General features: G+C 64.4%; 24 protein-coding genes and 1 pseudogene. 14 read left to right on the forward strand and 11 right to left on the reverse strand.

Features of this window, described 5'->3' with window-relative positions:
- Window positions 1-92 precede the first annotated feature (92 nt).
- On the forward strand, window positions 93-2,450 hold the full coding sequence (locus tag RYH74_RS10990; protein ID WP_274120091.1) for a response regulator: 2,358 nt from the start codon (window positions 93-95) through the stop codon (window positions 2,448-2,450).
- Here RYH74_RS10990 and RYH74_RS10995 read toward each other — a convergent pair.
- Together RYH74_RS10995 and msrB are read right to left on the reverse strand one after the other, a co-directional pair.
- Window positions 2,440-2,928 carry a glutathione peroxidase gene (locus RYH74_RS10995; RefSeq protein WP_025338188.1) on the reverse strand — a complete coding sequence of 163 codons (489 nt, stop codon included), beginning with the start codon at window positions 2,926-2,928 and terminating at the stop codon, window positions 2,440-2,442. The two genes, RYH74_RS10990 and RYH74_RS10995, sit on opposite strands and share 11 nt — an antisense overlap.
- Window positions 2,929-2,941: 13 nt before the next feature.
- Entirely contained in the window at window positions 2,942-3,337 is a 396-nt protein-coding gene (gene msrB / locus RYH74_RS11000) for a peptide-methionine (R)-S-oxide reductase MsrB (RefSeq protein ID WP_075044107.1), read from the reverse strand.
- A gap of 167 nt (window positions 3,338-3,504) precedes the next feature.
- Between msrB and RYH74_RS11005 the strand changes: the two genes are divergently transcribed.
- Both RYH74_RS11005 and htpX read left to right on the forward strand, forming a co-directional pair.
- Window positions 3,505-4,716 (forward strand): pyridoxal phosphate-dependent aminotransferase, encoded by a 1,212-nt coding sequence (locus RYH74_RS11005; protein WP_023661072.1) that lies wholly within the window; start codon window positions 3,505-3,507, stop codon window positions 4,714-4,716.
- A 289-nt stretch (window positions 4,717-5,005) separates the two neighbouring features.
- On the forward strand, window positions 5,006-5,893 hold the full coding sequence (gene htpX / locus RYH74_RS11010) for a protease HtpX (protein ID WP_003259721.1): 888 nt from the start codon (window positions 5,006-5,008) through the stop codon (window positions 5,891-5,893).
- Between the two features lie 169 nt (window positions 5,894-6,062).
- Here htpX and RYH74_RS11015 read toward each other — a convergent pair whose 3' ends face one another.
- A complete protein-coding gene (locus RYH74_RS11015) occupies window positions 6,063-6,713 on the reverse strand; it encodes a thiopurine S-methyltransferase (protein ID WP_317409395.1) in 651 nt (216 codons plus the stop codon).
- A 101-nt stretch (window positions 6,714-6,814) separates the two neighbouring features.
- Here RYH74_RS11015 and RYH74_RS11020 point away from each other — a divergent pair, with 101 nt between their 5' ends.
- The gene (locus RYH74_RS11020) at window positions 6,815-7,582 is read left to right on the forward strand and encodes a class III extradiol ring-cleavage dioxygenase (RefSeq protein ID WP_317409396.1); all 768 of its coding nucleotides are present in this window, start codon (window positions 6,815-6,817) and stop codon (window positions 7,580-7,582) included.
- 152 nt (window positions 7,583-7,734) lie between these two features.
- On the opposite strand, the pseudogene RYH74_RS11025 reads toward RYH74_RS11020, so the two are convergent.
- A pseudogene (locus tag RYH74_RS11025) lies at window positions 7,735-9,448 on the reverse strand (DEAD/DEAH box helicase).
- Window positions 9,449-9,854: 406 nt separating this feature from the next.
- Complete coding sequence (locus RYH74_RS11030) at window positions 9,855-10,610, reverse strand: spermidine synthase (RefSeq protein ID WP_317409397.1); 756 nt, start codon at window positions 10,608-10,610, stop codon at window positions 9,855-9,857.
- A gap of 115 nt (window positions 10,611-10,725) precedes the next feature.
- On the opposite strand from RYH74_RS11030, the gene RYH74_RS11035 reads away from it, so the two are divergent.
- The gene (locus RYH74_RS11035; RefSeq protein ID WP_003247094.1) at window positions 10,726-12,072 is read left to right on the forward strand and encodes a class II 3-deoxy-7-phosphoheptulonate synthase; all 1,347 of its coding nucleotides are present in this window, start codon (window positions 10,726-10,728) and stop codon (window positions 12,070-12,072) included.
- Here the strand turns inward: RYH74_RS11035 and RYH74_RS11040 are convergent.
- Both RYH74_RS11040 and RYH74_RS11045 read right to left on the reverse strand, forming a co-directional pair.
- Window positions 12,053-13,273 (reverse strand): winged helix-turn-helix domain-containing protein, encoded by a 1,221-nt coding sequence (locus tag RYH74_RS11040; RefSeq protein WP_317409398.1) that lies wholly within the window; start codon window positions 13,271-13,273, stop codon window positions 12,053-12,055. The two genes, RYH74_RS11035 and RYH74_RS11040, sit on opposite strands and share 20 nt — an antisense overlap.
- Before the next feature lie 123 nt (window positions 13,274-13,396).
- Window positions 13,397-13,615: a DUF1127 domain-containing protein gene (locus tag RYH74_RS11045; protein WP_085664898.1), complete on the reverse strand. Its 219-nt coding sequence runs from the start codon at window positions 13,613-13,615 to the stop codon at window positions 13,397-13,399.
- A gap of 96 nt (window positions 13,616-13,711) precedes the next feature.
- Between RYH74_RS11045 and RYH74_RS11050 the strand changes: the two genes are divergently transcribed.
- A complete protein-coding gene (locus RYH74_RS11050; protein ID WP_061552405.1) occupies window positions 13,712-14,563 on the forward strand; it encodes a LysR substrate-binding domain-containing protein in 852 nt (283 codons plus the stop codon).
- 138 nt (window positions 14,564-14,701) lie between these two features.
- Here the strand turns inward: RYH74_RS11050 and RYH74_RS11055 are convergent, their stop codons facing one another.
- Window positions 14,702-15,451, reverse strand: a complete 750-nt coding sequence (locus RYH74_RS11055; RefSeq protein ID WP_317409399.1) for a sulfite exporter TauE/SafE family protein — start codon at window positions 15,449-15,451, stop codon at window positions 14,702-14,704.
- A 114-nt stretch (window positions 15,452-15,565) separates the two neighbouring features.
- Here RYH74_RS11055 and RYH74_RS11060 point away from each other — a divergent pair, with 114 nt between their 5' ends.
- The 3 genes from RYH74_RS11060 (at window position 15,566) to RYH74_RS11070 (ending at window position 17,603) form a co-directional block, all read left to right on the forward strand.
- Complete coding sequence (locus RYH74_RS11060) at window positions 15,566-16,519, forward strand: LysR family transcriptional regulator (protein WP_025338179.1); 954 nt, start codon at window positions 15,566-15,568, stop codon at window positions 16,517-16,519.
- 58 nt (window positions 16,520-16,577) lie between these two features.
- Window positions 16,578-17,033 carry a MarR family winged helix-turn-helix transcriptional regulator gene (locus tag RYH74_RS11065; protein WP_025338178.1) on the forward strand — a complete coding sequence of 152 codons (456 nt, stop codon included), beginning with the start codon at window positions 16,578-16,580 and terminating at the stop codon, window positions 17,031-17,033.
- A gap of 141 nt (window positions 17,034-17,174) precedes the next feature.
- On the forward strand, window positions 17,175-17,603 hold the full coding sequence (locus RYH74_RS11070) for an organic hydroperoxide resistance protein (protein WP_046615485.1): 429 nt from the start codon (window positions 17,175-17,177) through the stop codon (window positions 17,601-17,603).
- 211 nt (window positions 17,604-17,814) lie between these two features.
- Here RYH74_RS11070 and efp read toward each other — a convergent pair whose 3' ends face one another.
- Both efp and earP read right to left on the reverse strand, forming a co-directional pair.
- The gene (efp, locus tag RYH74_RS11075) at window positions 17,815-18,384 is read right to left on the reverse strand and encodes an elongation factor P (RefSeq protein WP_013971530.1); all 570 of its coding nucleotides are present in this window, start codon (window positions 18,382-18,384) and stop codon (window positions 17,815-17,817) included.
- 48 nt (window positions 18,385-18,432) lie between these two features.
- The gene (earP, locus tag RYH74_RS11080) at window positions 18,433-19,560 is read right to left on the reverse strand and encodes an elongation factor P maturation arginine rhamnosyltransferase EarP (protein ID WP_317409400.1); all 1,128 of its coding nucleotides are present in this window, start codon (window positions 19,558-19,560) and stop codon (window positions 18,433-18,435) included.
- 130 nt (window positions 19,561-19,690) lie between these two features.
- Here earP and RYH74_RS11085 point away from each other — a divergent pair, with 130 nt between their 5' ends.
- The gene (locus RYH74_RS11085; RefSeq protein ID WP_025338175.1) at window positions 19,691-20,089 is read left to right on the forward strand and encodes a hypothetical protein; all 399 of its coding nucleotides are present in this window, start codon (window positions 19,691-19,693) and stop codon (window positions 20,087-20,089) included.
- A gap of 2 nt (window positions 20,090-20,091) precedes the next feature.
- A complete protein-coding gene (locus tag RYH74_RS11090; protein ID WP_317409401.1) occupies window positions 20,092-20,562 on the forward strand; it encodes a transcription elongation factor GreAB in 471 nt (156 codons plus the stop codon).
- 115 nt (window positions 20,563-20,677) lie between these two features.
- Here the strand turns inward: RYH74_RS11090 and RYH74_RS11095 are convergent, their stop codons facing one another.
- The gene (locus RYH74_RS11095) at window positions 20,678-21,616 is read right to left on the reverse strand and encodes a LysR family transcriptional regulator (RefSeq protein WP_317409402.1); all 939 of its coding nucleotides are present in this window, start codon (window positions 21,614-21,616) and stop codon (window positions 20,678-20,680) included.
- Between the two features lie 118 nt (window positions 21,617-21,734).
- On the opposite strand from RYH74_RS11095, the gene RYH74_RS11100 reads away from it, so the two are divergent.
- The 3 genes from RYH74_RS11100 (at window position 21,735) to RYH74_RS11110 (ending at window position 24,453) form a co-directional block, all read left to right on the forward strand.
- Complete coding sequence (locus RYH74_RS11100; protein WP_075044100.1) at window positions 21,735-22,484, forward strand: 3-oxoacyl-ACP reductase family protein; 750 nt, start codon at window positions 21,735-21,737, stop codon at window positions 22,482-22,484.
- A 242-nt stretch (window positions 22,485-22,726) separates the two neighbouring features.
- Window positions 22,727-23,914 (forward strand): MFS transporter, encoded by a 1,188-nt coding sequence (locus tag RYH74_RS11105; RefSeq protein ID WP_317409403.1) that lies wholly within the window; start codon window positions 22,727-22,729, stop codon window positions 23,912-23,914.
- Window positions 23,915-24,072: 158 nt separating this feature from the next.
- Complete coding sequence (locus RYH74_RS11110; protein ID WP_025338170.1) at window positions 24,073-24,453, forward strand: hypothetical protein; 381 nt, start codon at window positions 24,073-24,075, stop codon at window positions 24,451-24,453.
- The last annotated feature ends 63 nt before the right edge of the window (window positions 24,454-24,516 follow it).

The raw sequence follows: 24,516 nt of genomic DNA on the forward strand, positions 1-24,516 counted from the left end.
AGCGGCTTTAGCCGCGAAGAGGCCGGCACAGCCAGTAGAGCAATCAAGGCTGAATGTGTGACAGACCCACCAGCAGCCGGGGCTATTCGGCTATGCTTGCGCAGCGCAAGGGACGTGAAACCGGCTCGGGACACATGGATATCAAGTTCACCAATCGCCTGTCATACAAGCAAGCCCGGTTGACAGTCCTGGTCGGCTTCATCCTGGGAACATTGCTCAGTCTCATCCAGATCGGCATCGATTATGCCAGCGAAGACGCGTCCATCAACCGTGAAGTGCGCGCCTTGCTGCAAATCAGCCACAACCCGGCTTCGCGCATCGCCTACAACATCGACTCGGAACTGGCCCTGGAGCTGACCCGCGGCCTGCTGCAATCGCCGGCGATCATCCGTGCGCGGCTGATCGACAACAACGAAACAGTGCTGGCCGACGTCGAACGGCCGCGCCTGCAGGACCGCTACCGGCCGCTCAGCGACTTCCTGTTCGGCGACCAGCGCCAGTTCAAGGAACGCCTGTACCTGACCCACATGCCCGAGGAATACCTCGGCACCCTGTACCTGGAGGTGGACACCTACGCCTTCGGCAGCCGCTTTCTCGACCGCGCCGGCATCACCCTGCTCAACGGTTTCGCCCGCAGCCTGGTGCTGACCGGCATCCTCCTGGCGCTGTTCTACATGATGCTGACCAAGCCGCTGGTGACGGTGATCGGCGCGCTCAGCGGCAGCGACCCGCGCAAGCCCCGGCAAACCCGCGTGGCCTGCCCGCACGGCCACGAACACGACGAGATCGGCGTACTGGTGAAGGTCGCCAACCAGCAATTCGTCAGCATGGCCACCGAGATCGAGCAGCGGCGCACCGCAGAAAACCGCCTGACCCAGTACCTCAACGAGCTGGAAGATATCGTCTCGGCACGCACCAACGAGCTGAAGGCCAGCAACAGCAGCCTGAGCCTGTCCAACCAGGAGCTGGAAGAAGCCCGCCGCCGGGCGCTGGACATGGCCCAGGCGCGCGCCGCCTTCCTCGCCAACATGAGCCACGAAATCCGTACCCCGCTCAACGGCATGCTCGGCATGATCGCCCTTGCCCTCGACAGCCCGCTGCCCAGCGAGCAACGCCAGCAGCTGGCGATAGCCCATGACTCGGGCAAGGTGCTGGTGGAGTTGCTCAACGATATTCTCGACCTGTCCAAGTTCGATGCCGGCCAGCTGGAGCTGGAGCGCATTCCGTTCGACATGGGCTCGATGGTCGAGGACACCGCCAACCTGCTGTCGCAGAACACCGCGCAAAGCGTGGAGCTGACCTGCCTGATCGCCCGCGACTTCCCCAGCAGCGTGCTTGGCGACCCCACGCGGGTACGGCAGATCGTCAGCAACCTGCTGTCCAACGCCCTCAAGTTCACCCGCTTCGGCCGCGTGGATGTGCGCCTGGCGACCATCGTCGGCGGTGTGCGCCTGGAAGTGCGCGACACCGGCATCGGCATCCCCGAAGAAGCCCAGGCGCGGATCTTCCAGCCGTTCACCCAGGCCGGCGCCGGCATCACCCGCCAGTACGGCGGCACCGGCCTGGGCCTGGCGCTGACACGCAACCTGTGCAAGGCCATGCAGGGCCACCTGCATATCAAGTCCGACCCGGGCTTCGGCAGCCGCTTCACCGCCGAGCTGCCGCTGGCGGTGCACACCGAAGCCATCCCGCCGGCACCGTTGCACGGGCGCGTGGCGGCGCTGAGCGCGGCCGGCAGCGGGCTCGATGAACTGCTGCAGGACCTGTTGCCCGCCTGGGGCCTTGCCTATCAGCACCATGACAGCAGCGCGGGGCTGGACGCCACGGCCATCGACCTGCTGATCACCGACAGCCTGGACCAGCTGTTCGAACTACGCCCGGCACTGAAGACACCGATCCTGCTGGTGACCGCCTACGGCAACTTTCTGCCCAGCGAACAGTCGGTCACCCTCGCCCCCCTGCACCAGCTGGCCCGGCCGCTGGCGCGCAACGCCCTGTACCAGACCTTGCGCCGCACCTTGCAGGGCCACGAGCCCGAACACCCGCTGGACACCCCGGCCATCACCCTGGAACAAGGCCGCGCGCGCATCCTGCTGGTGGAGGACAACCCGGTGAACCAGCTGGTGGCCAAGGGCATGCTGGCCAAGCTCGGCTGCCAGGTACAACTGGCCACCCAGGGCGCCGAGGCCCTGGAGCTATTGGAACAGGACGAGTTCGACCTGGTACTGATGGACTGCAACATGCCGGTGATGGATGGCTACGAGGCCAGCCGGCGCATCCGCCAGAGCGGCCGCTGGCCCGACCTGCCGATCGTTGCCCTTACCGCCAACGCCATGCCCGAAGAGCGCGAGCGATGCCGGGCAGCGGGCATGAACGACTACCTGGCCAAGCCGTTCCGCCGTGAAGAGCTGCTGGCGCTGGTCGACCACTGGGTGCCGGTCAACGGTTGAGCAGGCGCTCGATGTCCGCTTCCAGGGCCTGCGGCTTGGTGGTGGGGGCGTAGCGCGTTACCTGGCCAGAGGCCGGGTCGACCAGAAACTTGGTAAAGTTCCACTTGATCTTCTGGCTGCCCAGAATGCCCGGGGCGCGCTGCTTGAGTTCGACGAACAGCGGGTGGCTGCCTGGGCCGTTGACCTCGACCTTGCGGAACAGCGGGAAGCTCACGCCGAAATTGCGCTCGCAGAACTGGGCAATTTCCCGTGCATCGCCCGGCTCCTGCTTGCCGAACTGGTTGCAGGGGAAGCCCAGCACCACCAGGCCGCGTGCGCGGTAGGCCTGCCACAGTTGCTCCAGGCCCTTGTACTGCGGGGTAAAGCCGCACTGGCTGGCGGTATTGACCACCAGCAACGCCTTGCCGGGGAAGTCGCCGAGTTTCTTGTGCTCGCCGCCCAGGGTCACGCAGGGGATGTCCAGTATCGATCCAGCCATGGTCGGGCTCCGGTCAGTCGCGCGGGCGCAGGTCGATGCACACCGAGTTGATGCAGTAGCGCAGGCCGGTCGGTGGCGGGCCATCGGGGAACACGTGGCCCAGGTGCGCATCGCAGCGGGCACAGGTGACTTCGGTGCGGATCATGCCATGGGAGGTGTCGCGGATCTCGATCATCGCGCTCTCCTCGATGGGGGCGTAGAAGCTCGGCCAGCCGCAGCCGGAATCGAACTTGGTCTGCGCATCGAACAGTGGCAACCCGCAGCAGATGCAGTGGTAGATGCCGTCGCGGCGCTCGCTGTTGTACTTGCCACTGAACGGCCGCTCGGTACCCTTGAGGCGGCAGACCTGGTACTGCTCGGGGTCGAGCATCGACCGCCATTCGTCCAGGGTTTTTTCGATCTTTTTCATGCAGAAACCTCGGCAGGCTGAATTTCACCCCGCACCGTCTTTTCCGGGGCGCGGGTGGCACGTATATTAGTTGGCTTCGTGTGCCAGGCGTTCAGTCTGGCACCCGCTTCCTGCCCTTTCAAACCTTTCGGCGGGGCGTAGCGCGTTTTCTCAATCGGGATCCCATCATGCAGTTCAGCAAATCGAACAAGCTCGCCAATGTCTGCTACGACATTCGCGGCCCAGTGCTCAAGCACGCCAAGCGCCTGGAAGAGGAAGGCCACCGCATCCTCAAGCTGAACATCGGCAACCCGGCGCCCTTTGGCTTCGAGGCGCCTGACGAAATCCTCCAGGATGTGATCCGCAACCTGCCCACCGCGCAGGGCTACAGCGACTCCAAGGGCCTGTTCAGCGCGCGCAAGGCGGTTATGCAGTACTGCCAGCAGAAGCAGATCGAAGGCGTCGGCATCGAGGACATCTACCTGGGTAACGGTGTGTCCGAGCTGATCGTGATGTCGATGCAGGCGCTGCTCAACAACGGCGACGAAGTGCTGATCCCGGCCCCCGACTACCCGCTATGGACCGCCGCCGTGAGCCTGGCCGGCGGCAAGCCGGTGCACTACCTGTGCGACGAGCAGGCCGACTGGTTCCCCGACCTTGAGGACATCAAGGCCAAGATCACCCCGAACACCAAGGCCCTGGTGATCATCAACCCGAACAACCCGACCGGCGCGGTGTACTCCAAAGAGCTGCTGCTGGGCATGCTGGAACTGGCCCGCCAGCACAACCTGGTGGTGTTCTCCGACGAGATCTACGACAAGATTCTGTACGACGAAGCCGTGCACATCAGCACCGCCTCGCTGGCCCCCGACCTGCTGTGCCTGACCTTCAACGGCCTGTCCAAGTCGTACCGGGTGGCGGGCTTCCGTTCTGGCTGGCTGATCATCTCCGGGCCCAAGCACCACGCGCAAAGCTACATCGAAGGCATCGACATGCTGGCCAACATGCGCCTGTGCGCCAACGTGCCGGCCCAGCATGCCATCCAGACCGCGCTGGGCGGCTACCAGAGCATCAACGACCTGGTGCTGCCGCCGGGCCGCCTGCTGGAGCAGCGCAACCGCACCTACGAACTGCTGAACGACATCCCGGGCGTGAGCTGCGTCAAGCCGATGGGTGCGCTGTATGCATTCCCGAAGATCGACCCGAAGGTTTGCCCGATTCACAACGACGAGAAGTTCGTGCTCGACCTGCTGCTGTCGGAGAAGCTGCTGATCGTTCAGGGCACGGCGTTCAACTGGCCGTGGCCGGACCATTTCCGCGTGGTCACCTTGCCGCGGGTGGATGACCTGGAGGCGGCGATTGGCCGGATCGGCAACTTCCTGCGGACTTATTCGCAGTAAGTACCGGCCTCATCGCCGGCAAGCCAGCTCCCACAGGATCTCCACAGGCTGAAGATTGTGGGGTCCCCTGTAGGAGCTGGCTTGCCGGCGATGGGCTGCAACGCAGCCCCAACATTCCCACAGGATGTTTCTTACATCCTGCAACGCTCTATCCCACAGCCCCCGCGCCATCCTCTGCCATACTCCGCCGTACACAGTTTGAAATAGTCGCCCGATTGAATCGGCACGGCAGGCCCCTTATATACCCCGCAGTAAGCGACAACTCATCCGTCAGGAGAACGTAACAACCATGATGCGCATTCTGTTGTTTGTAGCCACCAACCTCGCGGTGGTGCTGGTTGCAAGCATTACCCTGAGCCTGTTCGGTTTCAACGGGTTCATGGCCGCCAACGGGGTCGACCTGAACCTCAGCAGCCTGCTGGTGTTCTGCGCCGTGTTCGGCTTTGCCGGCTCCCTCGTCTCGCTGTTCATCTCCAAGTGGATGGCGAAGATGACCACCGGCACCCAGATCATCAGCCAGCCGCGCACCCGCCACGAACAGTGGCTGCTGCAAACGGTCGAAGAGCTGTCCCGTGAAGCGGGCATCAAGATGCCCGAGGTGGGTATCTTCCCGGCGTACGAGGCCAACGCCTTCGCCACCGGCTGGAACCGCAACGACGCGCTGGTCGCCGTATCCCAGGGCCTGCTGGAGCGTTTCTCGCCCGATGAAGTGCGGGCAGTGCTGGCCCACGAGATCGGCCACGTGGCCAACGGCGACATGGTCACCCTGGCGCTGGTGCAAGGCGTGGTGAACACCTTCGTGATGTTCTTCGCACGCATCATCGGCAACTTCGTCGACAAGGTGATCTTCAAGAACGAAGAAGGCCAGGGCATTGCCTACTACGTGGCGACCATCGTTGCCGAGCTGATCCTGGGCATTCTGGCCAGCATGATCGTGATGTGGTTCTCGCGCCGCCGCGAATACCGCGCCGACGAAGCCGGTGCACAGCTGGCCGGTACCGCGGCGATGATCGGCGCCCTGCAGCGCCTGCGCGTGGAGCAAGGCCTACCGGTGCACATGCCCGACACCATGAAGGCCTTCGGCATCAATGGTGGCCTGAAGCACGGCCTGGCCGGGCTGCTGATGAGCCACCCGCCGCTGGAAGACCGTATCGAGGCCCTGCGCCGTCGCGGTTGATCCAACCGGTAAAACAAAAGGGCGACTTCGGTCGCCCTTTTTTGTACACCTGTGCCGGCCTCTTCGCGGGTAAACCCGCTCCCACAGGTTCACCACACACCTTGAGGATTGTGCAGTACCTGTGGGAGCGGGTTCACCCGCGAAAGGGCCGCTGCAGGCTACACACCTGTCATCGGCTAACCCGGTACACCCGCTCCAACAAACTCGATACCCCGGCCTGCAAGAACTTCGGGCTTTCCTTAATCACCTCCACAGCCTCCAGCTCATCCACCTGCCACCCGGTAAACCCCTGCCGCAGCTCTTCATCCCCGACCGAAAACGGCGGCCCGCCCAACAAAGCCTGATCATAATCCAGAGTCACCACCACCCCCTGGCAACCCGCCGGCAGCAAGCCCGACAACAACTGCATGTAAGCCACACGCATTTGCGGCGGCAAGGCAATCAGCGCCGCCCGGTCATACAGCCCCGCGCAGTCGCCGATATCCTCTGCCTGCAACGCAAAGAAATCCCCACACCAGAGCTCAACGTCACCACTGCGCCAAACCTCGAAAGCCCCGCGCTGTTGCACCTCGGCTTCAAGCCCATGCTCGCGGAAGAATGCCTCCACCGCCCGCCGCGACAGCTCTACGCCCAACACGCGATACCCCTGCCCGGCCAGCCAGGCGAGGTCCAGGCTCTTGCCGCACAACGGCACCAGCACGCGGCTACCCGGCGCCAGGCCAAGCGTTGGCCAATACTTCTGCAGATAGGGGTTCACCTGCGCCTGGTGAAAGCCGATCTGGTTGTCGGCCCACCGCTGCTGCCAGAACGCTGGCTCCATGATCACTCCCGATTTTTAGATGGTTTGTCGGTAAAAGTTGGTTTGGATTTCGATCTGTAGTTGATCGAAGATGAGTGCATCTTAACCGTCAGGACCCCGCCATGCTGCCCAGCCTGTTCATTTCCCATGGTTCCCCCATGCTTGCCCTGCAACCCGGCGCCAGCGGGCCGGCGCTGGCCGGGCTGGCTAACGCCCTGCCCCGGCCGAAAGCGATCGTGGTGGTGTCGGCGCACTGGGAAAGCCGCGAACTGCTGGTTACCGGCAGCGCACGACCAGAGACCTGGCATGACTTCTACGGTTTCCCACCGGCGCTGTATGCGGTGCAGTACCCGGCGCCGGGTGACCCCACCCTTGCCGGCCAGGTCAGTGAATTGCTCAAGGCTGCCGGGCTGCCTGCCCGGCTGGACGCGCAGCGGCCGTTCGACCACGGCGCCTGGGTACCGCTGTCGCTGATGTACCCGGATGCGAATATTCCGGTGGTGCAGGTTTCACTGCCCAGCCACATGGGGCCGGCGCTGCAAGTCAAGGTAGGCCAGGCGCTGGCGGGTTTGCGCGACCAGGGCGTGCTGCTGATCGGCTCGGGCAGCATTACCCACAACCTGGGCGAACTGGACTGGCATGCCGGGCCGGATGTGATCGAGCCTTGGGCACTGGCGTTCAGGGATTGGGTGGTGGAAAAGCTGCGGGCCGATGATCAGGAAGCGTTGCTGGGTTATCGGCAGCAGGCGCCGTTTGCGGTGCGTAACCATCCCAGTGATGAGCATTTCCTGCCGCTGTTCTTTGCCCTGGGGGCTGGGGGCAAGTTCGGGGTGGTGCACCAAGGGTTTACCTTGGGGGCGTTGGGGATGGACATTTATCGGTTCGACTGAAGGGCCTCTTCGCGGGTGAACCCGCTCCCACAGGGTCTCGACAGATTTCAAGGCTTGTGCTGTACCTGTGGGAGCGGGTTTACCCGCGAAAGGGCCGGCACAGGCAAAAAAAATCCCCGACCTGAGCCGGGGATTTTTTCATTGCGCCAGGATCAATCCTCGCGGTAGCGACGCAGCTTCAGCTGCTTGCCGGCCACGCGGGTGTCCTTGAGCTTGGACAGCAGCTTCTCCAGGCCATCTTCCGGCAGCTCGACCAGGCTGAAGCTGTCGCGCACCTGGATGCGGCCGATGGCGTCACGAGCCAGGCCACCCTCGTTGAGGATGGCGCCCAGCAGGTTCTTGGCAGCGATGCCGTCACGGGCACCCAGGGCAGTACGGCAACGCACACGGCCTTCGGCCAGCGGCATCGGCGCACGGCGCTCGCGGTCACCACGCTCCGGCCGCTCGCCACGCTCACCACGTTCGGTACGCTCACCACGCGGGGCGAAGCTCGGCACCAGCGGCTGCTCACGCTCTACCGCAGCCAGGTCCAGCGCCTGGCCATTGGTGGCCTTGCGCAGCAGGGCAGCAGCCAGGGCACGCGCGCTGCAACCCAGGTCGGCGGTCAGGCGGTCGAACAGCTCGCCGTGGGTGGCTTCCGCTTCGGCAACCAGCGGCGCCAGGCTCGAGGTCAGCTTCTTGATGCGGGCGTCCAGCACGGCCTGGGCATTCGGCAGGCGGGCTTCGGCAACTTTCTGCCCGGTTACGCGCTCGATCACCTGCAGCATGCGGCGCTCACGCGGGGTGACCAGCAGCAGTGCACGGCCATCGCGACCGGCACGGCCGGTACGGCCGATACGGTGTACGTAGGACTCCGGGTCGTACGGCATGTCGACGTTGAACACGTGAGTGATACGCGGAACGTCCAGGCCACGGGCAGCGACGTCGGTAGCGACAACGATGTCCAGGCGGCCATCCTTGAGCGAGTCGATCACGCGCTCACGCTGGTTCTGGGCGATGTCGCCGTTCAGCGCGGCAGCCTTGTAGCCCTTGGCTTCCAGCGCGGAGGCCAGGTCCAGGGTGGCTTGCTTGGTACGCACGAAGGCGATCAGCGCGTCGAACTCTTCCACTTCCAGCAGACGCAGCACAGCCGGGATCTTCTGGTCGGCGTGGACCATCAGGTGGGCCTGCTCGATCGCGGTAACGGTCTGGGTCTTGCTCTGGATCTTGACGTGCTTGGGCTCGCGCAGGTGGCGTTCGGCGATCGAGCGGATCGACGACGGCAGGGTGGCGGAGAACAGCACGGTCTGGCGGCTGGCCGGGATGGCATCGAAGATCACTTCGAGGTCGTCCATGAAGCCCAGCTTGAGCATCTCGTCGGCTTCGTCCAGTACCAGGTACTGCACGGTCGACAGGACTTTTTCGTCACGACGCAGGTGGTCGCACAGACGGCCCGGGGTGGCCACGACGATTTGCGCGCCGTTGCGGATCGCACGCAGCTGTGGGCCCATCGGGGCACCACCGTAGACGGCGACCACGTTCACGCCCGGCATCTGCTTGGCGTAGGTTTCGAAAGCGGTAGCAACTTGCAGCGCCAACTCACGGGTTGGCGCCAGGATCAGGGCTTGCGGTTCGCGCTTGCTCACATCGATCTTGTTGAGGATCGGCAGGGCGAAGGCAGCGGTCTTGCCGGTGCCAGTCTGCGCCTGGCCGATCATGTCGTGACCGGCGAGGATGATCGGGATCGATTGTTGCTGAATGGCGGACGGCTCTTCGTAGCCGGTCGCCAGAACGGCAGCAACAATATTCGGATTGAGATCGAGAGCGGCGAAGCCGCCGGTTTCCTGGGTCATGGGTCTGCCTCTAGGTGCATCCGCAAAGACCCATGCTCCAAAGCTGCACAAGCCATGAAAGACCGACAGGTCACCCAGGCAGCTTTGGCGGCGGGGATTTGCGAAAACGATTGAAAAAGAAAACGTGGGAAAGTCCGCCTAGCGGACGTGCAGCCGAAGCTGGACTCGGAGGGTTTGCACCACCTGATTTTGCGGTCCGCTAAAAGACCGGCGCGTACTATACCCGAAATCGTGCGCAGACGTGAGGAATATTTTCAGGGTGCCTGGCCAGTGTCGGGCCATCAATCACCTGGAGCTGAATCGATAATTCTTTATTGCCTGTATCGGCCTCATCGCCGGCAAGCCAGCTCCCACAGGGACAGCGCATGGCTTGAGGCCAACGCGGTCGGTGTGGGAGCTGGCTTGCCGGCGATAGGGCCAGCAGCCTCGCCACAGATTCATCAGGTAGCCGGCCGAATCTCGCGGATCAGCCCCTCGAGGCTGTACCCCAGGCGCGGCGCCAGCGCCTCGGCCCGGGCTTTCAGCCCATCCAGGTCAAGCGTCTGCTCCAGGTCCGCCGGCACCAGCAGGATCACATTGCCCTCCTTCACCGGCAGCTCCCAGTAATGCCGGTGGTACAACCCGCGCAGCAACGCCGCGCCCAGCGGCTTGCCATCGTCGGTGGCCCACTGGTTGATCACCAGCCAACCAGCCGGGTTCAGCTGCTGCTGGCAGTTCTCCAGGAAGTTCCACGCCAGGTGGCCCACCCCCGGCCCATGGTCGGTGTACAGGTCGACGAACAGCAGGTCGGCCTTCTCCGCCGTGGGCAACAGCTCCAGGGCATCGCCGATGCGTACATACAGCCGCGGGTCGTCGTCCAGGCCCAGGTACTCCATGGCCAGGCGCGGTACGTCCGGGCGCAGTTCGATGGCCTCGATGTCGTCCAGCGGCAGGAACTTCATGCAGGCCTGGGTCAGCGTGCCGGCACCCAGGCCGAGAAACAGCGCGCTCTCCGGCTGCTCGTGGCACAGCGCCCCCACCAGCATGGCGCGGGTATAGTCGTACTCCAGCCAGCTGGGGTCGGCCGTGAACACGCAGCTCTGCTCGATCGCATCGCCGAATTCCAGAAAGCGGTAGTCGTCGACTTCATACACGCTGATGACGCCAAAGGCGTCCTCCACCCGTGCCAGTAGCCGCTCTTCCCGTTCCGCCGCCATGCTCACCACCCACCGCGCAAAAACGCGCATTGTCCGTCAACACCCTCGATGCAACAAGCGCAGCGCCAACTGTTACCATGGCCCATAGCCTACAACCGACAAGACCGAGCCCGAGATGAACCAACCGTGGAGCCCCGACAGCTGGCGCGCCCTGCCGATCCAGCAGCAACCGACCTACCCCGATGCCGCGCACCTGCTGAAGGTCGAACAGACCCTGGCCAGCTACCCGCCGCTGGTGTTCGCGGGCGAGGCGCGCGAGCTGCGCCGGCAGTTCGCCGAGGTCACCGAAGGCCGCGCCTTCCTGCTGCAGGGTGGCGACTGCGCCGAGAGCTTCGCCGAGTTCTCGGCGGCGAAAATCCGCGACACCTTCAAGGTGCTGCTGCAGATGGCCATTGTCATGACCTTCGCCGCCGGCTGCCCGGTGGTCAAGGTCGGGCGCATGGCCGGGCAGTTCGCCAAGCCGCGCTCATCGGGCGATGAAACCATCGGCGACATCACCCTGCCCGCCTACCGTGGCGACATCGTCAACGGCATCGGCTTCGACGCGAAAAGCCGCATCCCCGACCCGGAGCGCCTGCTGCAGGCCTACCACCAGGCCACTGCCAGCCTCAACCTGCTGCGCGCCTTCGCCCAGGGCGGGTTTGCCGACCTGCACCAGGTGCACAAGTGGAACCTGGACTTCATCGCCAACTCGGCGCTGGCCGACAAGTACCACCAGCTGGCCAACCGCATCGACGAAACCCTGGCATTCATGCGCGCCTGCGGCCTGGACAGCGCGCCGCAGCTGCGCGAAACCAGCTTCTTCACCGCCCACGAAGCACTGCTGCTGAACTATGAAGAAGCCTTCGTGCGCCAGGACAGCCTGACCGGCGACTACTACGACTGCTCGGCGCACATGCTGTGGATCGGCGACCGCACCCGCCAGCTGGACGGAGCCCATGTGGAGTTCCTGCGCGGCGTGCACAATCCGATCGGGGTCAAGGTTGGCCCGAGCATGAACCCCGAAGAGCTGATCCGCCTGATCGACACGCTGAACCCGGCCAACGACCCCGGCCGCCTGAACCTGATCGTGCGCATGGGCGCCGGCAAGGTCGGCGACCACCTGCCGGGGCTGATCCGCACGGTCGAGCGCGAAGGGCGCAAGGTGCTGTGGAGCTCCGACCCGATGCATGGCAATACCATCAAGGCCAGCAGCGGCTACAAGACCCGCGACTTTGCGCAGATCCTGGATGAGGTGAAACAGTTCTTCCAGGTGCACCAGGCCGAGGGCAGCCATGCCGGCGGCATCCACATCGAGATGACCGGGCAGAACGTCACCGAATGCATCGGCGGTGCCCGGCCGATCACCGAGGATGCGCTGTCCGACCGCTATCACACCCACTGCGACCCGCGGATGAATGCCGACCAGTCCCTGGAGCTGGCGTTCCTGATTGCCGAAACCCTCAAGCAGGTGCGGCGCTGAGCAACGCCTGGCGCAACTGGCTGCCCTCGATACGCGGGCAGTTCAGTTGCACCTTCTCCAGCCCCAGCCAGCTGGCCAGGCGCAGCAGGTTGCCGGCCAGGGCCTGGTAACCCTCTTCGTCCAGGCCGGCTGCCTCGACATGCACGGCGTGCACTGCCAGTTGCCCCTGGGCGCGCTCGGCGCGCAGGTCCACGCGCGCGCCGATGCGTTCGCGGTACAGGAACGGCAGCACGTAGTAGCCGTACACCCGCTTGTGCGCCGGGGTGTAGATTTCCAGGCGGTAGCGGAAGTCGAACAAGCGCTCGGTACGGTTGCGTTCCCAGACCAGTGAATCGAACGGCGACAACAGCGCGCTGGCCTGGATGCGCCGGGGGATACGCGGCGCGCCGGCGCAGTAGGCAAGCTGCTTCCAACCCTGCACCTCGACCGCTTGCAGGCGGCCATCAGCCACCAGTTCGGCCAGTGCCGCCTTGCCCTGCCCCGGGTCCAGGCGGAAGTAGTCGCGCAGGTCGCGCTCGGTGGCTACGCCCAGGGCGGTGGCGGCGTGCAGCATCAAGCCCTGATGCGCCTCGGTCTCGCTGGGCAGTGGCTGGTCGAGGATCGACCTCGGCAGGACCTTTTCCGGTACATCGTAGAGCCGCTCGAAGCCGCGCCGGCAAGCGACCGTCACCTTCCCAGCGGCGAACAGCCATTCCAGCGCGTGCTTTTCCTCGCTCCAGTCCCACCAGGGGCCAGCCCGCTCCTCGCGGGTGGACAGGCTGCCCGCGCCAAGGGCGCCCTGTTCGCGGACCGCTGCCAGTACCCGGGCGATCACATCCTGGCGTTCACGGCCAAACTGCGCGAGCTGGCGGTAGATGCCACGGCCATCGGCGGCATGGGCCATGCGCCAGCGCAGCAGTGGGTACAGGCTCAGCGGCAGCAACGAGGCTTCATGGCCCCAGTACTCGAACAACAGGCGCTGGCGGCCACTGCCCCAGGCGAGCTGGTCGAGGGTGGCAGGCGAGTAGTTGCCCAGCCGGGAGAACAGCGGCAGGTAGTGGGAGCGGACCAGGGCGTTGACCGAATCGATCTGCAACACGCCCAGGCGTTGCAGCATGCGCTTGAGTGCTGGCAGGGTCGGCGCCGATTCCGGCTGTTTGCCGAAACCTTGGGCAGAAAGGGCCAGGCGGCGGGCCTGGTTGATGGACAGCTTGAGGGGCAAGCCTGAACTCCTTGTAGTGTCTGTTCCGGCCTCTTCGCGGGCAAGCCCGCTCCCACATTGTGCAGTACCTGTGGGAGCGGGCTTGCCCGCGAAGAGGCCGGTAAACCCACCGACAAACTTAGCCTATTTCCGCAGCGGGTCATCCCAGAAATGCCGCTCGGCCTCCTGCTGGATATCCGCCCGGCTCAGCCCCAAGTCGTGCAGGGTCGCATCACTCAAGCTGGCCAGTTCCTGGCGCTGGCGGTACAGCTGCAGCCAACGCGCCGGGCGCTGCAGGGCGGCATGCCACAGGTGGTTCAGGGAAAAGACAGGTTGCTGGATGCTGCTGACATGACCTTTCATCGTGAAGCCCTCCGTGTTGATGGCTCCAGTCTCCTGCCAGGCATAAGATCAATCCAACGAATGTTTCTGATGCCATGCATCTCGGAGATTGATGCAATGTCCCAGTACCAGAGCCTCGATGCGGACGTACTGCGCACCTTCGTGGCCATCGCCGAGCAGGGCGGCTTCACCCGCGCCGGCGAGGTGGTCAACCGCACCCAGTCGGCGGTGAGCATGCAGATGAAACGCCTGGAAGAAGACATTCTGCAGCGCCAGCTGTTCGAGCGCGACGGCCGCCAGGTGCGGTTGACTGCCGAAGGCCAGGTGCTGCTCGGCTATGCGCGGCGCATCCTCAAGTTGCATGGGGAAGTGTTCAACACCCTGCGCATGCCGCACATGGTCGGGGTCGTACGCATCGGTACGCCGGACGACTATGCCATGCGTTTCCTGCCGACCATCCTGTCGAGCTTTGCCCAAGCCTACCCGCTGGTGCAGGTGGAGGTGCATTGCGACTCCTCCAAACAACTGATGCTGCGCCAGGACCTGGACCTGACCATCGTCACCCGTGAACCAGGTAACGAGATTGGCCAGCTGCTGCGCCAGGAACGCCTGGTCTGGGCCGCCGCGGAAGGCTTCTGCCCGCAGGAGCAACGCCCCATGCCTGTAGCCTTGTTCAACACCGACTGCTTCTGCCGGGCCTGGACCTGCAATGCCCTGGAGGCCCAGGGCATCGACTACCGCATCGCCTATACCAGCCCGAGCCTGGCAGCGATCTTCGCCATTGTCACCGCTGGGTTGGCGGTGACCGCACAGTTGCAGAGCCTGATTGGCGGGAATATCCGCATTCTGGGCGAGAGCGAAGGGTTGCCGCAGTTGCCGGTGGCCAATGTGATGCTGGTGCGCAGTACCCAGAACCCTTCGCCGATTACCGACTGCATGGCCGACTACATTGTCGAAGGGTTCAAGTAACTTGGGTCTGCTGCGCAGCCCATCGCCGGCAAGCCAGCTCCCACAGGGATCGTGCAAGCCTGTTCCTTCATGGCAGGCCTGCACAATTCCTGTGGGAGCTGGCTTGCCGGCGATGGGCCGCAAAGCGGCCCCAAAATCTCAAAGCTCGAACCCGAGCATCACCGCACACCCCACCAGAAACACACAGAACATCGCCCGCAACACCTTCTCCGGCAACGCATGGGCCAATTTCACCCCCCAGCTGATACTCAGCAGGCCGCCCACCGCCAATGGCACCCCCACCCCCCAGTCAACACTGTGGTGCACCCCATAGGTCACCAGGGTTACCAAGGTACTCGGCGCCGCCAGCGCCAGCGACAGCCCCTGCGCCACCACCTGGGTGGTACCGAACACACTGGTCAGGATCGGCGTGGCCACCACGGCCCCACCCACCCCGAACAAGCCGCCCATGGTGCCGGCAACGCTGCCCAGCACACCCAGCCACGGCCAGGCATAGCGCAACTCGGCGCTGGGCGGCGTCACCTTCATGAACATCCGCGCCACGTTCCACACCGCCAGGGCCACCAGGAAGCCGACAAAGCCCAGGCGCATGGATTGCGCATCCAGCCCCACCGCCCAGATCGACCCCAGCCAGGCGAACACGAAGCTGCACAGCGACAACGGCACCGCATGGCGCAACTCGATGCGGTTACGCTGGTGATAACGCCACAGCGCCAGCAGCACATTGGGCACTACCATCACCAGCGCCGTGCCTTGCGCCAGTTGCTGGTCCAGGCCGAACAGCACGCCCAGCGCCGGAATCGCGATCAGCCCGCCGCCAATGCCGAACAGGCCACCCATGGTCCCCAGGGCTGCGCCCAGCACGATATACAACAACCACTCGATCATCAGGGGCCTCATCCGCCTGTCCACATAATCCGAGCATGCTAACGATTGCGGGCTGGCGGGGAAACGCACAGCAGCGCACAATGGCTGTGCGTTTTTCGCAAAAACAAGGCAGCCATGAGCCCAGATACCCTGACCGACCAGCTAAGCCTGTTCCTCGATGTGCTGGAAACCGGCAGTTTTTCTGCCGCCGCCCGCCGCCACCCGCTGACCCCGTCCGCCGTGGCCCGGCGCATCGACAATCTGGAAAGCGCCGTGGGCAGCCGCCTGTTCACCCGCAGCACCCACGCCGTGCGCGCCACACCTGCAGGCAACGCCTTTGCCGAACGGGCCAGGCGCATCATCGAGGAGCTGCGCCTGGCCCGCGCCGAAGCGGTGTCGCTGAGCAATGCCCCCGAAGGCCTGATCCGCATCGACGCCCCCGCCGCATTCGGCCGCCGCCACCTGGCCCCGGCCATCGCCGATTTCCTGGTCGCCTACCCGGGCCTTGATGTGCAACTGCGCCTGATCGACAGCTTCGTCGACCTGCATGGCAGCCACCTGGGCGAGGTCGACCTGGTGCTGCGCGCCGGCCCCCTGGCCGACACCCGGCTGGTCGCCACGCCATTGGCCTACATGGTGCGCATCGCCTGCGCCAGCCCGGCCTACCTGGCCAGCCGCGGCATGCCCACCTGCCCCAGCGAGCTGCCCGGGCACGACGGCCTGGACTGGGACGGCCTGGCGCCGCCATTTGCCTGGCGTTTCAACGTGGCCGGGCAAACCCGCCTGTACCGCCCCTCACGCATGCGCATGGCCGCCAACAACGCCGAAACCCTGCTGTTCGGCGCCCTCGCCGGTTTAGGCATAGCCCACCTGCCCACTTGGCTGATCAGCGAATACCTGCTGCGTGGCGAGCTGATACCTTTGTTTTGCGACGGTGGCTTGCCCCAAGCGGAAACCAGCGGTATCTACGCGCTTCGCCTGGAACATGAAACGAACTCTCGCAGCCGTTTGCTGCTCGAATTTCTCAAGAGCCGCTTCAGCCCGATTCCACCCTGGGACCTGGCCTTGCGCAGTGAACTGCGCGAATAAAGCGCGCACTAACGATCCGCGTGCCAGACTTTCCCATTGATTACCTTCAAGGACCTGCATGAACGCCAACACCCAAGCCTCCTGTGACGAGCTGCTGCTGGACAACCAGGTCTGTTTCGCCCTGCACTCCACCTCGTTGCTGATGACCAAGGTCTACAAACCGCTGCTGCAGGCCCTGGGCCTGACCTACCCGCAGTACCTGGCCATGCTCGTGCTGTGGGAGCACGACGGCCTGACCGTAGGCGAGATCAGCCAGCACCTGCTCACCGACCCCGGCTCGCTGACGCCGCTGCTCAAGCGCCTGGAAAGCGAAGGCCTGCTGCAGCGCAACCGCAGCCGCGAGGACGAACGGGTGGTACTGGTGCAGCTGACCGACAAGGGCCGCGCCTTGCAGCAGCAGGCCAAGGAAGTGCCGCAATGCATCCTCAAGGCCAGCGGGCGCAGCCTGGAACAGTTGCAACAGCTGCAGGCCGACCTGCTGGCGCTGCGCGAGAACCTGCAGAAAACCCTCTGACAGCTATGCTGTGCAATGGCCGTTCGGATGAGCGGTGACGATTTATCTTGCGCACTAACTAATTGCGCGCTAATTTAAATCCCACACCAACCCGCGCCCTCCTCCAGACGGGGAGCGCACAGCACATTAGCGAGGCTCAAGATGCAAAAGGTCACTCCGCTTTACATCGCAGAAGCTACCTCCACCGGTGGGCGCGACGGCAAGTCCCGTTCCAGCGACGGCAAGCTGGTGGTCAGCCTGAGCACCCCCAAGGAACTGGGCGGCGCAGGCGGTGACGGCACCAACCCCGAGCAGATGTTCGCCGCCGGTTACTCGGCGTGCTTCATCGGTGCCCTGAAGTTCGTGGCCGGGCAGGAGAAAAAAGCCCTGCCGGCGGACTCCTCGATCACCGCGAAGGTGGGCATCGGCCAGATCCCAGGTGGTTTCGGCCTGGACATCGACCTGCACATCAACCTGCCGGGCCTGGCCCAGGCCGATGCCGAAGCGCTGGTGGAAAAGGCGCACAAGGTGTGCCCGTACTCCAACGCCACCCGCGGCAATGTGGATGTGCGCCTGCACGTGACCGTGTAAGGCTGTGGGAGCGGCCTTGCGTCGCGATGGGGCGCGAAGCGGCCCCGGAATCTCGGGTACACCTTGATATTGCCGGGGCCGCTTTGCGCCCCTTTCGCGACACAAGGCCGCTCCCACAAAAGCAAGAGCAAGAGCACGCATCGAGATCTGCAGGAATCGCAGGCACAAAAAACCCGGCCAAGGCCGGGTTTTTTGCGTTTCACAAGAAGGATTACTTCTTGGAACGGCCTTTGAAGCTGTTGTCGCGAGTGTCGATATCGATCCACTCGTCGATCTGGATGAAGTCGGCAACCGAGATCTCGGTACCGTTCTTCAGCTTGGCAGGCTTCATCACCTTGCCCGAGGTGTCGCCGCGTGCAGCGTTCTCGGTGTAGACAACCTGGCGGCTGATGGTGGTCGGCAGTTCAACCGATACCAGGCGGCCTTCGAAGAACACGGCTTCGCAGACGTCTTCCATGCCTTCTTCGATGTACGGCAGAACGGCTTCGATGTCCTCGGCGTTCAGTTCGTACATGGTGTAGTCGGTGGTGTCCATGAAGGTGTATTCGTCACCGTTGATGAACGACAGGGTCGCTTCTTTGCGATCCAGGATCACGTCGTCCAGCTTGTCGTCTGCACCGTAGACGGTTTCGGTCTTGTAGCCGGTCAGCAGGTTCTTCAGCTTGGTCTTCATGATCGCGCTGTTACGGCCCGACTTGGTGAACTCAGCTTTTTGAACCAGCCACGGGTCGTTGTCGATCCGCAGGACGGTACCGGGTTTCAGTTCTTTACCAGTTTTCATTACGAAGTATCCGAATCTGGATGGATTTATAAAAATCGAGGCCGCGTATCATAGCGAATTTCGGTAAAAGTGTACTAGCGCTGTGGCAAGGTCCGGCTGAGCGGCCTGTCGCGCTGCCCAAAGCCGGGCATGCTGCTGCAGTTCCGGCCAGTGCTGGCGGGCCGCCTGCCAGGCCTGGCCCATGTCGCGGTCCATGTTCCAGGCACGCCACAAGCCAAGCAGGGCGGCATCGGCATCGCCTGACAACCCGTGTCGATAATGCGCCAGAAACGCTTCGAGCTTTTCCCAATGGGCATTCTCGTCCTGCACGTAGATGTGCCACAGCATCGGCTGCCCGGCCCACTGCGCGCGCACGAACGAGTCTTCGCCGCGCACGGCATTGAAATCACAGCTCCACAGCAACCGGTCGTAGTCATCCTGGCTGACGAAAGGTAGCACCTGCACGGTCAGCGCCCCTCGCTTGCGCACGCTGCCCACTTGCAGGGCCGCCTCGCCAAGCCACTGGCCGAGCCCCGCGACAACGCGCCCTTGCGGCACCAGCAGGTGGCAAGGTTGCTCGCCTGAGGCCAGGGCATCAAGCCAGTTGCCCAGTTGCGGGTTTTCGTAGGCGAACAGGGAAATCAGCAACGCCCCCGCTTCAGGGTTTACGCCAAGCCCCTGCAAGAAGGCCTGACGTGCGCCTTGCTGGAACGCATCACGCCGCGCCAGCAGCGAGCCCTCGCGCAGCAGGCCACCGGTTTTTTCGGTAAAGCCGGGAAAGAAAAACACCTTGCGCAAGCCATTGGGCTGCGGCGAAGGCAAGCCATGGCAGCCCTCCACCCAGTCCTCGGCACTGAGGTATTCGAGGTTCAACCACAGCGGCGGCGTGGCGCGAGCACGCATTGCCTCTACATAAGCTGCTGGCAACTGGCAGGCGAAGGCACCAATTACCACATCAGCCGGCGCCACCGGCAACCAGGTCACCGGCCACTGGCGCACGTCCACACTGTGTTGCCACTGCTGTGGGGCGGTGGCATCGGCCCCAGGGCACATGGGCGTGAACGCATTGAGGTCATCCACCCACAGGCGCACTGCCAGGCCGTGCTCGGCCACCAGCTGCCGGGCCAGGCGCCAGGTCACGCCTATATCGCCGTAGTTGTCGACGACGCTGCAGAAGATGTCCCAGGTGGCTTTCATGTGCCCTGCCCTCGCCCAGCGGAAAAACCGCGCATTCTGCGCATAAATTGTCGCTGACAAAAGCACCTGCGCGGAAAAATGCCCAGGCGCATGCGACAATGCACCCCGAACACCCTGCCAGGAGGCTGCCATGCCGCGTCACCGTGAACTGAAGATCACCCTCAAGCCGTTGCCGTTGATCGTGTGCGTTGCCTTTGGCCTGTGGCTGGGCGCCGTGGCGATCGCCGCCAGCCTGTGGCTGGCCCTGCAACTGTGGCCACAGCAGGTACAGCCACTGGCCCAGGCCGTGGCCCCCGCCGCGTACCGGCCTGCCGCGCCGCCAGCGCCAGCCCCTGCGGCGGATGCCCAGGCGGAAATGTTCGAACGCTACAAGGACATCCTGCACAAGCAGGAGGTGCAACAGGCCGCCGAGGCCGCCCAGGGCAACCCGCGCAACCTCAACAGCCCCAAGTGCCAGTTCTGGCTGCAGCAGAACCGCACCGCGCCCACCGACAAAAGCCAGGCCAACGTGCTGGAGTTCTGTTACTGACCATGGACAAGCCCAGCCTGCTGGCGCAGATCGTCGCCACCCTCGAGCATGACCTGGATGTGCTGACCCGCGCGGCGCAAACCGCGTACGAAGCCGCCACTGCCGAAGAGAACATCGCCGAGAACAAGTACGACACCCTGGGCCTGGAAGCCTCGTACCTGGCCACCGGCCAAGCCCGCCGCAGCGCCGAGATCCGCAAGGCGCTGGTGACCTACCAGCAACTGCTGCTGCGCGATTACGACCGGGCACGCGGGGTGCAGGTGAGCAACCTGGTGACGCTGGAGGATGAAGATGGCGGGCAGCGCCGACTGTTCCTCGGGCCCGAGGCGGCGGGGTTGAAGATTGGCGAGGGGGATGGGCTGGTGACGGTGATTACCCCGCGCTCGCCGCTGGGGCAACAGTTGGTCGGCAGGAAGGTTGATGATGAGGTGAGCCTGGGGGCACAGGCATTGTTCATAGTCGATATTGTCTGAACCGGCCCTATCGCCGGCAAGCCAGCTCCCACGGGTGCAGCGTTGATCTCGGGGTTGTCGCTGTACCTGTGGGAGCTGGCTTGCCGGCGATAGGGCCGCTACAGGCAATACGCATCTAAAGGATTTGCAAGGCATCGAACCGCCGCGCCAACCCCTGCTCTTCGAACTGTTCCACCACAAAATCGATAAACGCCCGGGTCTTGCCCGGCAACAGCTTGTGCTCGGCGAAATACAGGCTGATATGCCCATCGTCCACGTACCAGTCCGGCAGCACCCGCTGCAGCCGCCCGCCTTCCAGGTACGGCACTGCAAACGGCAGGCTCACCAAGGCAATCCCCAAGCCCTGCTCGGCCACCGCGCAAGCCGCATCCGAATCGCTCATGGTCATCGTCTGGCGCAACTGCAATGGCTGCTGCACCTGCCAACGGCTGGTCAACGGCCATGAACGCACCCGCCCGGTCTGCGGCGAGCGAATCAGGATACCGTCATGCCGTTGCAATACCTGCGGGTCGTCAATCGGCGCATGCCGGCCCAGGTACGTCGGCGCCGCCACCAGCACCCGGTGCGCCGGGGTCAGCTTGCGCGCCACCACCCCCGGCGGCAGATCGAAGCCTCCGCCAATCGCCGCATCGAAGCCCTGGCCGATCAGGTCGACCTGGCGGTTGTCGAAATGCCAGTCCGGGGTAATGGCCGGGTAGCGACGCAGGAACTCGGCCAGCAATGGCAACACATACAAGCGCCCGAACACCGTACCCATGCTCACCCGCAACAACCCGGCCGGCTGGCCTTCGCTGCTGGCCAGGTTGGCCACGGCGTACTGGATGGTGCGGAAGCTGTCACTGACCTCCCCCAGAAATCGCTGCCCGGCCTCGGTCAGGGTCAGCTTGCGGGTACTACGCTGGAACAACCGCACCCCCAGGCGCGCTTCAAGTTGGGCAACATGCTTGCCCACGGCAGCCGGGGTAATGCTGAGGCGCCTGGCGGCCTCGGCAAAGCTGCCGACTTCGGCACTGCGGATGAAGCATTCCAACGCGTTGAACGACTCCATGGCCATGATTGGCAACCAAAGGTTTACTCTGCTGATAGTGATTGCCATCTTATCAGCAGGTAATCAAGCGCCGATACTGCGCTCATCCAAGGCATTCCGGCCTGGCTTCCAGCAGGAGATCAGCATGTCCAAACAACACACCCTCGAAGGCAAAGTAGCACTGGTACAGGGCGGTTCCCGCGGCATCGGTGCAGCCATCGTGCGACGCCTGGCCCGCGAAGGCGCGCAGGTGGCCTTCACCTATGTCAGCTCCGCCGGCCCGGCGCAAGCGCTGGCTGAGGAAATTACCGAAAACGGCGGCAAGGCCCTGGCCCTGCGGGCCGACAGCGCCGACGCGGCGGCCGTGCAACTGGCCGTGGATGACACTGTGAAGGCCTTCGGCAGGCTGGATATCCTGGTCAACAACGCCGGTGTGCTGGCGGTAGCACCGGTGACCGAATTCGACCTGGCCGACTTCGACCACATGCTGGCGGTGAACGTGCGCAGCGTATTCGTCGCCAGCCAGGCCGCTGCGCGCTACATGGGCCAAGGTGGGCGCATCATCAACATTGGCAGCACCAATGCCGAGCGCATGCCGTTTGCCGGCGGCGCCCCCTATGCCATGAGTAAATCGGCGCTGGTCGGCCTGACCCGCGGCATGGCCCGTGACCTGGGGCCGAAAGGCATTACCGTGAACAACGTGCAGCCAGGGCCGGTGGACACCGACATGAACCCGGCCAGCGGCGAGTTCGCTGACAGCCTGATCCCGCTGATGGCGATCGGGCGCTATGGCGAGGCGGATGAGATTGCCAGCTTCGTGGCTTACCTGGCGGGGCCTGAGGCGGGGTATGTCACTGGGGCCAGCCTGACGGTCGATGGCGGGTTTGCTGCCTGATTGAAGGGTTGCCTGCTCCGGCCTCTTCGCGGGTAAACCCGCTCCCACAGGGATATCACAGGCCCCGAGCCCAGTGGTGTACCTGTGGGAGCGGGTTTACCCGCGAAGAGGCCAGCACAGGCTCAGCCGATCCCCAACCTCCAGCCCCCTCCCCCTGCCCTGCTCTGCCGCACAATGCATTGATGTAGTGCCCGACACTTTCCGATAATCCCCCCTTTACTCCTGCCCGCCACGAGAACTGCATGAACGCCCCCACTCTCAGCCGCGCCCTGATCCTGCTGATGGCCACCGCCACCGGCCTGGCCGTGGCCAGCAACTACTATGCGCAACCACTGCTGCACAGCATCGCCCAGCAGTTCGGCCTGAGCACCGCCAGTGCCGGCAGCATCGTCATTGCCGCGCAACTGAGCTATGGCGCCGGCCTGTTGCTGCTGGCACCGCTGGGCGACCTGTTCGAGCAGCGCCGGCTGATCACCGTGATGACCGCCATTTCCACCCTGGGCCTGATCATCAGCGCCTGCGCACCGAGCCTGCCCTGGCTGATCCTTGGTACGGCGCTGACCGGGCTGTTCTCGGTGGTGGCGCAGATCCTCGTGCCCATGGCCGCGACCCTCAGCGAGCCACACCAGCGCGGGCGCGCGGTCGGCACGTTGATGAGCGGGTTGCTGCTGGGCATCCTGCTGGCACGTACCGCCGCCGGGTTCATGGCCGAACTGGGTGGCTGGCGCAGCATCTACGTGCTGGCTGCAGTGCTGATGGCCATCACCGCCGTGGCGCTGAACCGCAGCCTGCCGCAACACCACAGCCATGCCGGGCTGAAATACCCGGCGCTGATCGGCTCGGTGTTCCGCCTGTTCGTCGAAGAACCGGTGCTGCGCCTGCGCTCGCTGCTCGGCCTGCTGGCATTCAGCCTGTTCGCCCTGTTCTGGACGCCACTGGCGTTCCTGCTGGCGAAAGGCCCATACCACTATTCAGACGCGGTGATAGGCCTGTTCGGCCTGGCCGGTGCAGCGGGTGCGCTGTCGGCCAACTGGGCCGGGCGCCTGGCCGACCGTGGCAAGGGTTCGCTGGGCACCACCGTGGGCCTGGTGGTATTGCTGCTGTCGTGGGTGCCGCTGGGCTTTGCCGAGCAATCGTTGCTGGCCTTGCTGCTGGGCGTGCTGATGCTCGACCTGGCAGTACAACTGGTGCACGTGAGCAACCAGAACGCGGTGATTGCCCTGCGGCCCGAAGCGCGCACGCGGCTGAATGCCGGGTATATCACCTGCTACTTCATTGGCGGGGCCTTGGGCTCGTTGCTGGGCACGCAGTTGTTCCAGCGCCAGGGCTGGATGGGGATTGTGGTGGCCGGGTTGGTGATTGGCGGGCTGGCTTTGCTGGCGTGGGGGTTGGCGGAGCGCAAGCGCAGGAGCGCTTTGCAAGCGGCCTGAAAATTTTTGTTGGCTTCTTCGCGGGCACGCCCGCGAAGAGGCCATCAGCCATGGCGACAATGCACCGCACGACCCTCCGTCGCATGGCCGTTGACTTGCCTGCCCGGGCAGCGCTCAGTAGGCGCTGGTCAATGCCCTTTCCCTGACAGGACGACGTTATGACAAGACTCACGGTGCAATCCGGCGATTTCTTGCAAGGCGAAGGCGAGTATCGCAATGGATCGCTCACACTCAAGACCCCGCGCAGCCCCTCCCCGGGCGAGCGGATTTCCCTGGCACGCATCAGCGAGCTGCGGCTGGCCAGCCTGGAATCCAGCCGTAGCCTGGGCAGTGCCCTGGGCTGGGGCGTGGCCGGGGCCCTGGTGGCCGGGCCGGTGGGGTTGCTGGCCGGGCTGTGGCTGGGTGGAAAAGAAGAGGAGGCCACCTTCCTGGCCACCTTCAAGGACGGGCGCAAGCTCATGGCCATTACCGATGGCAAGACCTGGTCGAAGATCGATGACAACTGGCGGCAGCACAGGCGGCCGGCCCGCAAAGGCTGACTGGATATCGCAGGGCCCGGATCGTTTTATGTTGAAGGCGGCTGTAAGATGCCGCCTTTTTCA

This window comes from Pseudomonas sp. LSJ-87 (assembly GCF_032971465.1).
Lineage (GTDB): Bacteria > Pseudomonadota > Gammaproteobacteria > Pseudomonadales > Pseudomonadaceae > Aquipseudomonas > Aquipseudomonas putida_Z.

Excerpts from the sequence above, each read along its gene's own strand:
- RYH74_RS10990 (WP_274120091.1), top strand. The coding sequence starts at position 93 with ATGCTTGCGCAGCGCAAGGGACGTGAAACCGGCTCGGGACACATGGAT.
- RYH74_RS10995 (WP_025338188.1), bottom strand. The coding sequence starts at position 2,928 with ATGGCTGGATCGATACTGGACATCCCCTGCGTGACCCTGGGCGGCGAG.
- msrB (WP_075044107.1), bottom strand. The coding sequence starts at position 3,337 with ATGAAAAAGATCGAAAAAACCCTGGACGAATGGCGGTCGATGCTCGAC.
- RYH74_RS11005 (WP_023661072.1), top strand. The coding sequence starts at position 3,505 with ATGCAGTTCAGCAAATCGAACAAGCTCGCCAATGTCTGCTACGACATT.
- htpX (WP_003259721.1), top strand. The coding sequence starts at position 5,006 with ATGATGCGCATTCTGTTGTTTGTAGCCACCAACCTCGCGGTGGTGCTG.
- RYH74_RS11015 (WP_317409395.1), bottom strand. The coding sequence starts at position 6,713 with ATGGAGCCAGCGTTCTGGCAGCAGCGGTGGGCCGACAACCAGATCGGC.
- RYH74_RS11020 (WP_317409396.1), top strand. The coding sequence starts at position 6,815 with ATGCTGCCCAGCCTGTTCATTTCCCATGGTTCCCCCATGCTTGCCCTG.
- RYH74_RS11030 (WP_317409397.1), bottom strand. The coding sequence starts at position 10,610 with ATGGCGGCGGAACGGGAAGAGCGGCTACTGGCACGGGTGGAGGACGCC.
- RYH74_RS11035 (WP_003247094.1), top strand. The coding sequence starts at position 10,726 with ATGAACCAACCGTGGAGCCCCGACAGCTGGCGCGCCCTGCCGATCCAG.
- RYH74_RS11045 (WP_085664898.1), bottom strand. The coding sequence starts at position 13,615 with ATGAAAGGTCATGTCAGCAGCATCCAGCAACCTGTCTTTTCCCTGAAC.
- RYH74_RS11050 (WP_061552405.1), top strand. The coding sequence starts at position 13,712 with ATGTCCCAGTACCAGAGCCTCGATGCGGACGTACTGCGCACCTTCGTG.
- RYH74_RS11055 (WP_317409399.1), bottom strand. The coding sequence starts at position 15,451 with ATGATCGAGTGGTTGTTGTATATCGTGCTGGGCGCAGCCCTGGGGACC.
- RYH74_RS11060 (WP_025338179.1), top strand. The coding sequence starts at position 15,566 with ATGAGCCCAGATACCCTGACCGACCAGCTAAGCCTGTTCCTCGATGTG.
- RYH74_RS11065 (WP_025338178.1), top strand. The coding sequence starts at position 16,578 with ATGAACGCCAACACCCAAGCCTCCTGTGACGAGCTGCTGCTGGACAAC.
- RYH74_RS11070 (WP_046615485.1), top strand. The coding sequence starts at position 17,175 with ATGCAAAAGGTCACTCCGCTTTACATCGCAGAAGCTACCTCCACCGGT.
- efp (WP_013971530.1), bottom strand. The coding sequence starts at position 18,384 with ATGAAAACTGGTAAAGAACTGAAACCCGGTACCGTCCTGCGGATCGAC.
- earP (WP_317409400.1), bottom strand. The coding sequence starts at position 19,560 with ATGAAAGCCACCTGGGACATCTTCTGCAGCGTCGTCGACAACTACGGC.
- RYH74_RS11085 (WP_025338175.1), top strand. The coding sequence starts at position 19,691 with ATGCCGCGTCACCGTGAACTGAAGATCACCCTCAAGCCGTTGCCGTTG.
- RYH74_RS11090 (WP_317409401.1), top strand. The coding sequence starts at position 20,092 with ATGGACAAGCCCAGCCTGCTGGCGCAGATCGTCGCCACCCTCGAGCAT.
- RYH74_RS11095 (WP_317409402.1), bottom strand. The coding sequence starts at position 21,616 with ATGGCCATGGAGTCGTTCAACGCGTTGGAATGCTTCATCCGCAGTGCC.
- RYH74_RS11100 (WP_075044100.1), top strand. The coding sequence starts at position 21,735 with ATGTCCAAACAACACACCCTCGAAGGCAAAGTAGCACTGGTACAGGGC.
- RYH74_RS11105 (WP_317409403.1), top strand. The coding sequence starts at position 22,727 with ATGAACGCCCCCACTCTCAGCCGCGCCCTGATCCTGCTGATGGCCACC.
- RYH74_RS11110 (WP_025338170.1), top strand. The coding sequence starts at position 24,073 with ATGACAAGACTCACGGTGCAATCCGGCGATTTCTTGCAAGGCGAAGGC.